Genomic DNA, 13,241 nt, shown 5'->3' with positions numbered 1-13,241 from the left:
TGTTTAAATTCCAAATTTAAGCCCAACAAAAAACGTTCTAGGTCTTTGTGGTCCATAAATATAAGTTACATCTCTGTTTACTCCTTGGTCAAAATCATTTTGATACGCATTAAATAGGTTTTGAATTCCACTAGAAATTTCAAAATAAGTGTGTTTATGTGTGTCAACAAAAAATTGGTAAGAAGATTTCCAATTCAATTCAAAAAAGGAGGGTGATTTTTCTAGCTTGTCTGTAGGAATGTATCCTGCTAAATGCTGTACATGCATAGGGCCTGTAAATACTCCAGATAAATTGTTTTGAAATGCTTTGGTAGGAGCATAGGTAGCTATAAAATTACCATAAACTTTTGGCGTTTTGTTAAACTCTTTAGTTGCTTGATCTGGTTCTTCTTCCGACCATTCAATTTTGTTATTAAATAAAGCTCTTTGCAAGGTTGCTCCTGCCTGAAAAATCCAATCTGAATTGGGTGCGTATTTTAATTCAATATTTATTCCATATACTTTAGCTCCGTCAGAATTGCTTCTAATCCATTCAAAAATTCCAGAATCAGGAGTAGTTTCTGTTCCTTGTTCTAGTGCAAAAGCATCGTTAAGTTTGGTGTAAAAGAGTTCGGTTACTAAAGAAAAATCTCCGTTTTCTAATTCTTTGCTCCAGTCTAAAGAGGTTAAAAAACTATGTGATGTTTCTGATTTTAATCCATCGGCATTTCTAATTCTACTAATTTCTCCAGCAGCTAAAGAGGCATGCACATCTTCTCCATAAATTTGCGGAGCTCTAAATCCTTTGGCATAACTAGTTCTCCATCTTAAGTTTTTGTTGATGCTGTACAAAATGTTAGCTCTTGGATTTGTAACAATTGTTTCTTCTGCCAAATTGTGAATATCTCCTCTTAAGCCTCCTAGTATTCTAAGTTTGTTGTTTACTATCCATTCTTGTTGTGCATAGATTCCTATTAAATGAGTGGTTTGTAAAATAGGTTCAAAATCTGGGTTTTCTTTACGATCATCTATACTATTGTATTTGTATTCTACTCCTCCTGTAAAAGTTCCTGTGTTGTTTAAAAATTGGTCAAATTTATGAGCATATTGAGTTCCTGTAACAAAAGTAATGTCTTTAGATTTCCCAAAACCTTCTATACTTTCTTTAATGTTTTCTCCGGTTGGATTGCTACCGGCCAATCCTCCGTAAAAGTTTTTGTTTTTAGAAACAGATGTAGATGCGTAAACGGAATAATTGTCTTTTAAGTTTGGGTTTAAATACTCGTAGGTAAGGCCTCCAGAAATTACGGTAGATGCTATTTGCTCAGTAACATCAGCTAAAAAAGGAAGAAGGTTTAAGTTGTTTCCCCCTCTTCGGTATTCGTTATTTGCGTTAAATTCAGCTGTAATTTTTTTTCTATCAGTAGGTCTGTTAAAAGCTTTTAGGCCAAAAGAAGTGTTCTCCATTTCGGTAATTTCGGTAAATCCATCATTGTCAGCATCAAAAGCTTCTCTTTTTCGTTTCATTCCAAAAAGAGCTATTCCAGTATCAAAATCTTGGTTAATTACCGTTCCGTTAAATGTGATGGTTTTGTCTTGGGTATTTCCTCCAATTAGTGCCAAATTACTACCTACAGAAAAACTGTTTTCTGATGGATCTTTGGTGATAATGTTAATAGTTCCGGCAATAGCATTAGAACCGTACAATGCAGAACCACCACCACGGATCACTTCTATTTGTTTGATGATGTTTGCCGGAATTTGATCTAATCCGTACACGCTGTTTAAAGCACTAAATACAGGTCTGCTATCTATTAATATTTGAGTGTAAGAACCGTTTAAACCATTCATTTTTACTTCGGAAGTTCCACAGTTTTGGCAGTTGGTTTCCATTCTTAATCCGGGTTGAAAATTCAGTCCTTCGGATAAACTTACGGCTTGTGTGGCTTCTAAAACTCTAGCATCGGTAACGGTTACAATTACAGGAGCTTTTTTTCTGTTTAAATAACCTCTAGTAGCCGTTACTACAACTTGGTCTAAGCCTAAAACATCTTCTTTTAAGTTAATGTTAATGATTTTTTGTTCGTTTTTAGCTATAGAAACACGGACTTCTTTGGTTTTGTAACCAATTGCATTAATGACTAAAAGATGATTTCCTTCTGTAATATCTAAGTGATATTTCCCATTAATATTGGTGCTAGTATTTTGATTTGTGTTTTTTATACTAATGGTAGCAAGTACAGGTTGGTTGGTAGCGCTAACAATTCCTTTTATGTGACTGTGTTGTGCGTGTGTAAATAAGCAACATAGAAAAGTAAATAGGTAAACGGATATCTTCATTTTTTTTATTGATGAAATTATTTTTAAGCAAATCTATATAATTTTTTAGATAAGTCTAAAAATATTTTTAATAATTTATGTTGTTTAAATTTATATATTTGTAATAATGAAATTCGATTTATCACAAACAGAGGAAAATTACTTAAAAGCTATTTATAGCTTGTTTGTTGTAGCTAACAAACCTGTAAGTACAAATAAAATAGCGGAGAGGCTGGAAACCAAGGCTTCATCGGTAACAGATATGATTAAAAAATTGGCTGAAAAACAGTTGGTGGATTATGTAAAATACCAAGGAGTATCTTTAACCGTTACAGGAAAAGACATTGCAGTGCATGTTATTAGAAAACATAGACTTTGGGAAGTGTTTTTGGTTCGTCATTTAGGTTTTCAATGGGATGAGGTTCACGAAGTTGCAGAGCAGTTAGAGCATGTAAAGTCTAGAAAGTTAACAGATGGCTTGGATGCCTTTTTAGATTTTCCTAGATACGATCCACACGGAGATCCTATTCCAGATAAAGACGGGAATTTTATCAAAAGAAATATTACGGTTTTGTCTTCTTTAAAAATTAATGAAGAAAGTAAAATTGTAGGTGTAAAAGATAGTTCTAGTGCTTTTTTAAAGTATTTAGACAATGCGGATATCAAGCTAGGAGTTGAGATAAAAGTATTGCACAAAGAAGATTTTGATAATTCTATGTTGTTATTAATTGAGGGGCAAAAAATATCTATATCACAGCAAATTTCTAGCAATTTGTATGTAAAACAAAATAAAAATTAGAATGAAAAAAATTATAGCAATTGTAGTTGCCATCTGTTTTGTAGCTTGTAAACCTGCAGAAAAAACAAACAATTTAAAGTTTACGGTAGTAACCACTACCACCATGATTACCGATTTGGTAAAAACTATTGGAGGAGATGCTATTGAGGTAAAAGGAATTATGGGAGCAGGAGTAGATCCTCATTTGTACAAAGCTTCAGAGGGAGATGTTTCTAAGTTAACCAGTGCCGATTTAATTATTTACAACGGTTTGCATTTAGAAGGAAAGTTGGTAGATGTTTTTGAAAAAATGAATCAGGTAGGGAAAAAGACCATTGCTTTGGGTGATTTTTTAGCTCATGAACAAATCATTAATTCAGAAGCGTTTGCAAGTTCTCACGATCCGCATATTTGGTTTTCTATTCAGAATTGGAAAACAATTGCCACTAAATTAACGGAAGCTTTGATTAAAGAAAATCCAGAAAATAAGTTAGTGTATCAAAAAAATGGAGCAGATTATTTGGCAAAATTAACAGCTTTAGAAACAGAGGTAAAGACTAAAATAGAGGAATTACCTGTAGAGAAGCGAATTTTAGTAACAGCACACGATGCCTTTTCTTATTTTGGAAAAGAATTTGATTTTGAGGTAGTAGGATTGCAAGGATTGTCTACTGCTACAGAAGCTGGAGTTAAAGATGTACAACGTATTTCTGATTTTATTATAGAAAACAAAGTAAGAGCCATTTTTGTAGAAAGTTCAGTTCCTAAAAGAACGGTAGAAGCTTTACAGGCATCGGTAAATTCTAAAGGGCATACGGTAGTTATTGGTGGAGAATTATTTTCGGATGCTTTGGGGAATCCAAGCGACGAAATGGGAAATTATATAGGAATGTTTCGTTACAATGTAAATACTATTGTAAATGCATTAAAGTAAGACTTAATTGAGTTTTTATAAAATTAAATAGGTGTTCAAGCATAGTCAAGAACTAGATGTTAAGTGAGAATTAATTGATAAATCATAAAAGTGTTAGTGATTGACTGGCCTGTTTGAGCTCTTTAAAGATGCTCGAGCGGAGTCGAGAGTCTTTAAAAGCGAGTAAGGAAAGCACGACCCTCCCGAAGTTTCGGGAAGGGAAACACCCCAAATAAAAAAAAATGGAACAAAAAATTGCCATTGCTATTGATGATTTAACAGTAGCGTATAATTACAAACCGGTACTTTGGGATATTGATTTGCAAATTCCGGAGGGAGTTTTAATGGCTATTGTTGGGCCAAACGGAGCGGGAAAATCTACTTTGTTAAAAGCTATTTTAGATATTATAAAACCCTTGGCAGGATCGGTAACGGTGTACGGAAAACCTTATAAAAAACAACGAGACTTGGTGGCTTATGTTCCACAAAAAGGAAGTGTAGATTGGGATTTTCCTACCACGGCTTTAGATGTGGTTATGATGGGGACTTACGGTTCTTTAGGATGGATTAAAAGACCTGGGCAAACTCAGAAAAAACAAGCATTAGAAGCTTTGGAAAAAGTGGGAATGTTGCCTTTTCAGAACCGACAAATTTCTCAGTTATCAGGAGGACAGCAGCAGCGTATTTTTTTGGCGAGAGCTTTGGTGCAAAACGCATCTATTTATTTTATGGACGAACCTTTTCAGGGAGTAGATGCAACCACAGAAAAAGCGATTATTCAGATTTTAAAAGAATTAAGAAAAGCAGGAAAAACGGTTATTGTAGTACATCATGATTTACAAACCGTTCCAGAATATTTTGATTGGGTGACCTTTTTAAATGTAAAAAAGATTGCCACAGGACCTGTAGCGCAAATTTTTAACGATGATAACTTGACCAAAACTTATGGAATTAACTATAAGACAAGTATTACAGAAGGTAAGTTATGATAAATGAATATTTAAATTTACTGTTAAAGGATTACACCTTGCAAATTATTACACTAGGAACAGCGGTTTTAGGAGCTGTTTGTGGTATGTTGGGTAGTTTTGCTGTGTTAAGAAAACAAAGTTTGTTGGGAGATGCTATTTCTCATGCATCCTTACCCGGAATTGCTATTGTATTTTTGGTCTTAGGAGTAAAAAGTAATAACGGATTATTGTTAGGGGCTTTGGCTAGTGGTTTGGTTAGTGCGGTTTTTATTAAAGGAATTATATCTAAAACACACTTAAAGGCAGACACTGCTTTGGGAATTGTACTGTCTACTTTTTTTGGGTTTGGAATGTTGTTGCTAACTTATATTCAGAAATTACCCAATGCCAATCAATCGGGGTTAGAAAAATATTTATTTGGTCAAGCGGCTACCTTATTGGCTAGCGATGTTTGGTTAATGACGGCCATTGCAGGAATCTCATTGTTAATTGTTTTATTGTTCTGGAAAGAATTTAAAATGGTGCTATTTGATCCGGATTATACCAAAACCCTAGGGTTTAATGTAAAGTTTATAGATACTTTAATTACTTCTTTTATTGTAATTGCTATTGTAATGGGTTTACAAACAGTGGGAGTGGTTTTAATGAGTGCCATGTTGTTGGCACCTGCTGCTGCTGCTAGACAATGGACTAACAGTTTGGCAAAAATGGTGATGTTGGCTGGTTTGTTTGGGGCAACCTCTGGAGTGGTAGGAACGGCTATAAGTGCTAGTGCAAACAATTTATCTACAGGACCTGTTATTGTGTTAATTGCTACGTTGTTTGTAGTGTTTTCTTTTGTGTTTTCTCCTATTAGAGGTTTGTTGTTTAAGCAAATTAAATTGTGGAAAAATAGAAACGATTTAAAGTTGATGAAGACTCTGATGTTTATGTATAACTTGGTAAAAGATCACGAAGATATTTCGCATCCACATAAAATTCAGTTGCTAAATAATTTTCAGGGATACACTAAAAAAAGTCTCAAAAGATTACAAGCCGAAGATTTGATTTTGTTGAACAGAAGTGATTGGTCTTTAACAGAAAAAGGTTTTAACACGGCTAAAAACTTATATACGCAAGAGTTATGACAAATGCACAGTTAGAAATACAAATTATTTTGAGTTTGGTGGCTGTAGCTTGTGCTTTGCCAGGGGTGTTTTTGGTGTTAAGAAAAATGGCTTTAATTAGCGATGCTATTAGTCATTCTATTTTACCAGGAATTGTACTGGGTTTTTTTATTACACAAGATTTAGCATCGCCTTTGTTAATTGTAATGGCTACGTTAACAGGTGTGTTAACTGTTGTTTTGGTAGAATATATTCAGAAAACAGGTTTGGTAAAAGAAGATACAGCTATAGGATTGGTGTTTCCGTCTATGTTTAGTATTGGAGTTATTTTAATTGCTCGTAATGCAGGAGATGTTCATTTAGATGTAGATGCTGTTTTATTAGGAGAAGTTGCTTTTGCTCCTTTTGATAGATGGATGTACAATGGAATAGATATGGGACCCAAATCTTTATGGATGATTGGAACTATTTTAACGGTTTCTATTTCTTTATTGATTTTGTTTTTTAAAGAATTAAAAGTAGCCACTTTTGATGCAGGTTTAGCAGCTTCTTTAGGTTTTACTCCTATTGGAATTCACTATGGGTTAATGACGGTTTCATCGGTAACTACGGTTGGGGCTTTTGATGCTATTGGAGCTATTTTAGTAGTGGCTTTTATGATTGTACCTGCTGCAAGTATTTACTTGTTAACCAATAATCTTAAAAAAATGTTGGTGTACTCTGCTTTGTTAGGTGTGTTTGCATCTATAGTAGGATATTGGATAGCTCATTTTTTAGATGCTTCTATTGCAGGAACTATTGCTACGGTTTTAGGCTTGTTGTTTTTTATGGTGTATTTGTTTGCTCCGGACAAGGGATATATTTCTCAGTGGTATAAAATAAAACAACAAAAAACAGAGGTAGCCATGTTGGTGTTTATGCTGCATATTGCAAATCATGAAGAGGAGCAAGAACGAAATGTAAACCACTTACAAGAACATATAAATTGGACAAGTCAGTTAGCTAGAAAGGTGTTAAGATTGGCTAATCAGAACAATATGATTGTGATTAAAAATGATGTAGTTAGTTTAACCCCAAAAGGAGCAGAATTCACAAATAAGGCTGTTTCTTATATTTCTGATAATAAAAATGCAGAGTTAGAGGGAATTAAGCAGAACTTCTTTTTGTTTAGAGGATAAAACTATTGGTATGTTATTTGAAGTTGTATAATTAAGGCTAAAATCTTATATTTAGTTAACAACCTAAAACAACAAACAATATGTCAATATTAAATATATTTTTAAGTGGATCTCAAAAGAAAAATAGGGGACACTTAGCTAACATTGTAAAAATTGCAAAATCTAATGGAAAACTAAATAGAGATGAAATTAGATTGATTAAAAAAGTAAAAGAAGAATTAAATATTAGCGATTTGGCTTACAGAAGTATTATTCGTAAACCAGAACAGTATCCTATGAATCCTCCGTCGGGTTATGAGGAAAGAATAGAAAGGCTTTATACACTTACAGATATGCTGTTGGTAGAGAAAGAATCTTTAGACTTGTCTATTAAATTGTTAGAAAAACTAGCTATTGGTATTGGATTCCGTATAGAAACACATGAAGAAGTTGTAAGATTAGCTGTAGAGTTAGTTCAAAATAAAGCTGATTTGGAGACTTTTACCAAAGAAATTAAAAGAGCAAATACAATTCCGAAAGAGTAGATTGTATGTAGCTCTTTATTAAAAGAGATTGTCTATTTTAGACAATCTCTTTTTTTATGCTATGATTTCAGAAAGTTTTTTTAAAGTTTACAATGCTTCGGCAGGTAGTGGTAAAACATTTACGTTGGTTAAAGAATATTTAAAAATTGTGCTGACTTCCGGCGATTTTGAATTTCAGAAAATATTAGCCATAACGTTTACCAACAAAGCAGCATCAGAAATGAAACAGCGTGTGTTAACTACGTTAAAAGATGCTTCTATAGAAAAAGAAAATCCTATTGTGGAGGTTTTAAAAACAGAAACAGGATTATCAACTACAGAAATTAAGGAAAAATCTAAAAGAGTTCTTAATAATATATTGCATAATTATGCAAGTTTTAACATCATTACTATCGATAGTTTTACACATAAGCTTATTAGAACTTTTTCTTTGGATTTAGGGTTGCCTCTAGATTTTGAAGTAGAAATGGATGCAGAGCCTTTGTTAGAAGAAACTATTGATTTATTGGTTTCTAGAATTGGAGAAGATAAAGAGTTAACAGAAACCTTGGTAAACTATACGTTACATCAGGTAAATGATGACAAATCTTGGAATATTAACGCTTCTTTAATAGAGGTTGCCAAGCTTTTGTTAAACGAAGAAAATGAAATTGAGGTTTCTAAATTGGTAAATACTCATCTTTCCGATTTTCAGAAATTAGAAAAACGCTTAAAAAAATATTTACTAGATACAGAGCAGGCTTTTAAACAAGTAGGAGAACAGTCTCTTGGTTTGATTGATGAAAATGACATTACATATAGTTCTTTTGCTAGTGGAGATTTACCCAATTACTTTAAAAAGTTTTTAGGAAGTTGGATGTTAAAAGAAGAAGAGTTGGCAGGGAAACGATTGATTGGAAATATGGAAAAAGGAGTGTTGTATGCCAAATCTAAACCCAAAGATCCTGTAAAATTAGCAGATAGAGATAAAATTGATTTGATTCAGGAAGAGCTACTAACATTGTACGCTATTTCTCAAAAATTATGTCAAGACCATTTAGGACAATACTTTTTAGTTAAAAAAATATTAAAATCTTTAGTTCCGTTGGCGGTTCTAAGTCATATAAACAAGGAGTTTTCTAATTTAAAAGAAGAAAATAATTTTAGATTAAACTCAGAATTTAATCGTTTTATAAGTAAGCAAATTAAAGATCAACCGGTTCCTTTTATTTATGAGCGTTTAGGAGAGAAATTTCAGTATTTCTTTATAGATGAAATGCAAGATACTTCTGAATTGCAATGGCAGAATTTAATTCCGTTAATTCATAACACGCTATCGCAAAACAAAGGTGGATTAATGTTGGTGGGAGATGCTAAACAATCTATTTACAGATGGAGGGGAGGAAAAGCATCGCAATTTGTGGAATTGTCTAATGAAAACGAAAATCAGTTTTTTGTAGAAAAAGAAATTTTAACACTAAACACAAACTTTCGTAGTTATAGCAATGTCATCAACTTTAACAATCAGTTTTTCTCTTTTATTTCATCTTATTTAAAACAGCCTACTTATCAAGAAATATATGATCAAGAAAAAAATCAAGGAGTAAATAGCAAAGAAGGTGGTTATGTAAAATTAGAGGTGTTTGAAAGGGATGAGGAGTTTGAAGCTCATGAATTTTATTCAGAAAAAATTTATCAGCAGATTTTAGATATAGAAGCAAAAGGTTTTAATAGAGGAGATATTTGTGTGTTAACCCGTAAAAAAACAAATGGAATTGCTGTTGCAGATTATTTGGTGTCTAAAGGTGTTGAGGTAATTTCTCCAGACAGTTTGTTGTTAAAAAACAATCAACTTGTACAGTTTTTTATTCGTTTTATGCGATGGTTGGAGAACAATGATGACAAAGAAGAATTGATAGAGATATTGTGTTTTTTTAAAGATCATTTGGGGATTCAAATTCCGGAACATGAGTTTTACGAAACCTGTATTAAAGCAAATAACATAGATGAGTTATTAGTATACTTAGAGGTAGATTTTAAACTATCAGAGTTTTTTGCTCAGTCTTTATATGATGGAGTTGAATATATTATTAGAGCGTTTAAGCTGCAACCCATCATTGATATTTTTGGACAAGCCTTTTTAGATTTGGTTTTACAATTTCAATTAAAAGAATCTGGAGGATTGCAGTCCTTTTTGCAGTATTGGAATAGAAAGCGAGAAAAATTAACAGTAGAGGTTTCGCCAAGTAAAAATGCTGTTCAGATTATGACGATTCATAAATCCAAAGGACTAGAGTTTCCCGTAGTAATTTTCCCTTTTGATTTAGATACAGAATACATTCAGAACGAAAAAGTTTGGTACAATACTAAAGGAAGAGAGCTGTTTCAAGATTTTGAGAGTTTTCAAATTCCAGTTTCTAGTAAGTTAGAACTATATGGAGCTCAAGGAAAAGAATATTTAGATAAAGTAAATGAAGAAATTCAGCTAGATAATTTTAATTTATTATATGTGGCTTTAACTAGGGCTGAAGAACAGTTATTTATTTTGTGCGATACAAAGAATACTAAATCCAATACGGTAAAAAACTATTCAGACTATTTTAAATTGTTTGCTACGGAAAAAGGAGGTGAATTAAGTTACGAAGTTGGAAATCCGGAAAGGTTATCTAAAGTTAAGGATAGTGAAGAGAATTGGGTATTAGATGATTTTTTAAGTATTGATAAAAAAGAGAATCAAATTTTTGTGGTTCAAAATCAAGAAACTGAAGATGAGGCAAGATTGTTTGGAAACCTAATACATCATGCTTTTGAAAAAATTGTATCTATTAAAGATGTTCCATTAGCTTTTAGTTATATAGATCAACAAGCGCTTTCTAGTCAGGTATCTGCAAAAGCTAAACAAATTATAAATAATGTTGTTCAACATAAAGACTTAGTAACTTATTATAAAGAAGGTTTAGAGGTTTTTAACGAACGCTCTTTTATAACTCAAAGTGGTGAAGTTAATATTATGGATAGAATTATTTTTAACCATAAAGAGGTAACTATTATAGATTATAAAACAGGAGTTTTTAATTCCCAACATCAATTACAAATAGAAAATTACGGTAATGTTTTAAGTTCTATGGGCTATGTTGTTAAAAATAAATTTTTGGTTTATTGTAATGATTCTATAGAGATAAGGATTTCATAATTTTATACTATGTGTAGTAAAGCTTGTTATTTTTTTTATATTTGTTAGAATAAAACATAATAAATCATGAAAAATTTAAAAGTATTATTATTGTTCTCATTGTTTGTGTCGTTAACGTCTTTAAAGGCAAATGCACAAGATGAAGAAAATAAATGGGCTATCGGTTTTGGTATTAACATGGTAGATGTTAGTGCTGCAGGTTTGGGAGACTTGGGTTCTCAGGTTTCTGATTATTTTAGTGCTGGAGATTGGAATACATTGCCATCTTTATCTAGATTATCTGTTGCTAGATATTTAGACAAAGGAATTATTGTAGATGGTGCTGTTGCCATTAACACAATTAGTAAATCTCCTTTTGGAAGTCCAGATGATGCAGCGTATTATTCTGTTGATTTTGGTGCTAGATATGATTTAAACGAGTTAGTAGGAGATACTGCTTGGTTTGATCCTTACGTAAAGTTATCTTTAGGTGGAGCATGGGTTGATTCTGAATCTGTAGGATTTGTAATTTCTCCATCTTATGGATTTAACACTTGGTTTAATGAAAATGTTGGTTTAAACTTTGAATCATCGTACAAAACTAGTTCATTAGTAGGAACAAACAATTCAGCTATTGTTTCTTCAGGATACCATTTTCAACACTCAATTTCTTTTGTATTAAGGTTTGATGAGTAATTACTATAAAGAATAAATAACATGCAAAAGGCTATTTCGTAATGAAATAGCCTTTTGTTTTTTTGTAACATAGGTTAATAATTGATGTATGTTAATTTCGTATATTTGCAGTAATTTTAAACTAAAAACTAAAATTAATATGAAAAAAATTAAAATAGTATCGCTTTTAATTGTAATGATTTTTTCAATAAAGTCATTTGCACAAGATGAAAAAAATCCATGGGCTATTGGAGTCGGGATTAATATGATAGATGTTTCTGGATATGGGATATCTAAACCTTTTGATCAGTTGAAAGATTATATTGGTGTAAAAGACTTTAATGCATTACCTGTATTAAGTAGATTATATGTTGCAAAGTATTTAAACAAAGGTTTTACAGTAGATGTTGTTGGGGCATTAAACTCTATTGATGAAATTCCTTCTGGAGAAGTAAGTGAAAAAACATATTATTCTTTAGACTTTGGTTTAAGATATGACTTAAATGAATTGTTTGGACAAACAGGATGGTTTGACCCTTATGCTAAATTTAGTATTGGTGGTGCTTGGGTAGATAGTAACTCTGCTTTAGAATTATCTCCAACTTTAGGTTTTAACACATGGTTTAATGATAAAGTAGGTTTGAATTTTGAATCTGCATACAAAACAAGTTCTTTGTTTGATGCTAACGGAGTTGGTAGTGCACCATACATTGGAGCGTACCATTTTCAACACTCTATTTCTTTAGTGTTAAAGTTTGGAGCTAAAGATACCGATTCTGACGGAGTGTTAGATGCAGATGATGCTTGTCCTCAAATAGTAGGTAAAAAAGAATTACAAGGTTGTCCTGATATGGATGGTGACGGAGTTTCTGATAAAGATGACGAATGTCCTGAATTAGCAGGTACTGTTGCAACTAAAGGTTGTCCTGATGCAGATGGAGATGGTATAGCTGATAAATTTGATGCTTGTCCAAACAAAGCTGGAGAATTTGGTGGTTGTCCTGATACAGATGGAGATGGTGTTGCTGATAACAAAGATTTATGTCCAACATTAGCAGGTCCTAAAAAAGATGCTGGATGTCCAGATTCTGATAAAGATGGATTGTCTGATAACAATGATAAGTGTCCTAAGACTTTTGGAGCAGTTGCTAACGGTGGTTGTCCATGGGCGGATACAGATGGTGATGGTGTAACTGATAATTTAGATAACTGTGTAAACGAAAGAGGACCAAAATCTAACAATGGATGTCCTGTTAAGTTAACAGAAGAAGCAAAAAAATCATTAGGTACATATGCTAAAACAATTCAGTTTAATTCTGGTAAAGCAGCTTTTAAACCTGGAGTAACAAAAACTTTAGATGTAATTGTTAAAGTAATGAGAGAATTTGACGGAGTTCGTTTTGATGTAGAAGGACATTCTGATAGCTCTGGTAACGATGCTAAAAACTTAAAGCTATCTCAAGAAAGAGCACAAGCTGTTGTAGATTATTTAACATCTCACGGAATTGCTAACTGGAGATTAAACGCTGTTGGTTATGGTGAAACTAAACCTATTGCAAGTAATAATACTGCAGCAGGTAGAGCTTTAAACAGAAGAGTTGTTTTAAGTGCAATTGAAAAATAATAAGTTTTAAAATATTCTAAAAG

Annotated in this window: 10 protein-coding genes; 9 read left to right on the top strand and 1 reads right to left on the bottom strand. The window is 32.5% G+C overall.

Features of this window, described 5'->3' with window-relative positions; translation table 11 throughout:
• Window positions 1-3: 3 nt before the first annotated feature.
• Window positions 4-2,319 carry a TonB-dependent receptor gene (locus tag GGR97_RS03995; protein WP_167897184.1) on the bottom strand — a complete coding sequence of 772 codons (2,316 nt, stop codon included), beginning with the start codon at window positions 2,317-2,319 and terminating at the stop codon, window positions 4-6.
• A gap of 106 nt (window positions 2,320-2,425) precedes the next feature.
• Between GGR97_RS03995 and GGR97_RS03990 the strand changes: the two genes are divergently transcribed.
• From GGR97_RS03990 to GGR97_RS03950, 9 genes are all read left to right on the top strand, one after another.
• Window positions 2,426-3,097, top strand: coding sequence for a metal-dependent transcriptional regulator (locus GGR97_RS03990; protein ID WP_167897182.1), 672 nt, complete (start codon window positions 2,426-2,428; stop codon window positions 3,095-3,097).
• A gap of 1 nt (window position 3,098) precedes the next feature.
• Window positions 3,099-4,010 (top strand): metal ABC transporter solute-binding protein, Zn/Mn family, encoded by a 912-nt coding sequence (locus GGR97_RS03985; protein ID WP_167897180.1) that lies wholly within the window; start codon window positions 3,099-3,101, stop codon window positions 4,008-4,010.
• A 221-nt stretch (window positions 4,011-4,231) separates the two neighbouring features.
• A complete protein-coding gene (locus GGR97_RS03980) occupies window positions 4,232-4,978 on the top strand; it encodes a metal ABC transporter ATP-binding protein (protein WP_167897178.1) in 747 nt (248 codons plus the stop codon).
• Window positions 4,975-6,087 (top strand): metal ABC transporter permease, encoded by a 1,113-nt coding sequence (locus GGR97_RS03975; protein ID WP_167897176.1) that lies wholly within the window; start codon window positions 4,975-4,977, stop codon window positions 6,085-6,087. Before GGR97_RS03980 ends, GGR97_RS03975 begins: the two co-directional genes overlap by 4 nt.
• Complete coding sequence (locus GGR97_RS03970; protein ID WP_167897174.1) at window positions 6,084-7,244, top strand: metal ABC transporter permease; 1,161 nt, start codon at window positions 6,084-6,086, stop codon at window positions 7,242-7,244. Before GGR97_RS03975 ends, GGR97_RS03970 begins: the two co-directional genes overlap by 4 nt.
• A gap of 80 nt (window positions 7,245-7,324) precedes the next feature.
• Window positions 7,325-7,768 (top strand): hypothetical protein, encoded by a 444-nt coding sequence (locus GGR97_RS03965; RefSeq protein WP_167897172.1) that lies wholly within the window; start codon window positions 7,325-7,327, stop codon window positions 7,766-7,768.
• A gap of 61 nt (window positions 7,769-7,829) precedes the next feature.
• Window positions 7,830-10,940: a UvrD-helicase domain-containing protein gene (locus GGR97_RS03960; RefSeq protein ID WP_167897171.1), complete on the top strand. Its 3,111-nt coding sequence runs from the start codon at window positions 7,830-7,832 to the stop codon at window positions 10,938-10,940.
• 66 nt (window positions 10,941-11,006) lie between these two features.
• The gene (locus GGR97_RS03955) at window positions 11,007-11,615 is read left to right on the top strand and encodes a hypothetical protein (RefSeq protein ID WP_167897169.1); all 609 of its coding nucleotides are present in this window, start codon (window positions 11,007-11,009) and stop codon (window positions 11,613-11,615) included.
• Window positions 11,616-11,754: 139 nt separating this feature from the next.
• The gene (locus GGR97_RS03950; RefSeq protein WP_167897167.1) at window positions 11,755-13,218 is read left to right on the top strand and encodes an OmpA family protein; all 1,464 of its coding nucleotides are present in this window, start codon (window positions 11,755-11,757) and stop codon (window positions 13,216-13,218) included.
• Window positions 13,219-13,241 lie beyond the last annotated feature (23 nt).

The sequence above is a fragment of the Wenyingzhuangia aestuarii genome (genome assembly GCF_011927765.1).
Lineage (GTDB): Bacteria > Bacteroidota > Bacteroidia > Flavobacteriales > Flavobacteriaceae > Wenyingzhuangia > Wenyingzhuangia aestuarii.
Note: the sequence above shows the minus strand (reverse complement) of the source record. Positions and strands in the feature narration are given on the sequence as shown.

Excerpts from the sequence above, each read along its gene's own strand:
- GGR97_RS03995 (WP_167897184.1), bottom strand. The coding sequence starts at position 2,319 with ATGAAGATATCCGTTTACCTATTTACTTTTCTATGTTGCTTATTTACA.
- GGR97_RS03990 (WP_167897182.1), top strand. The coding sequence starts at position 2,426 with ATGAAATTCGATTTATCACAAACAGAGGAAAATTACTTAAAAGCTATT.
- GGR97_RS03985 (WP_167897180.1), top strand. The coding sequence starts at position 3,099 with ATGAAAAAAATTATAGCAATTGTAGTTGCCATCTGTTTTGTAGCTTGT.
- GGR97_RS03980 (WP_167897178.1), top strand. The coding sequence starts at position 4,232 with ATGGAACAAAAAATTGCCATTGCTATTGATGATTTAACAGTAGCGTAT.
- GGR97_RS03975 (WP_167897176.1), top strand. The coding sequence starts at position 4,975 with ATGATAAATGAATATTTAAATTTACTGTTAAAGGATTACACCTTGCAA.
- GGR97_RS03970 (WP_167897174.1), top strand. The coding sequence starts at position 6,084 with ATGACAAATGCACAGTTAGAAATACAAATTATTTTGAGTTTGGTGGCT.
- GGR97_RS03965 (WP_167897172.1), top strand. The coding sequence starts at position 7,325 with ATGTCAATATTAAATATATTTTTAAGTGGATCTCAAAAGAAAAATAGG.
- GGR97_RS03960 (WP_167897171.1), top strand. The coding sequence starts at position 7,830 with ATGATTTCAGAAAGTTTTTTTAAAGTTTACAATGCTTCGGCAGGTAGT.
- GGR97_RS03955 (WP_167897169.1), top strand. The coding sequence starts at position 11,007 with ATGAAAAATTTAAAAGTATTATTATTGTTCTCATTGTTTGTGTCGTTA.
- GGR97_RS03950 (WP_167897167.1), top strand. The coding sequence starts at position 11,755 with ATGAAAAAAATTAAAATAGTATCGCTTTTAATTGTAATGATTTTTTCA.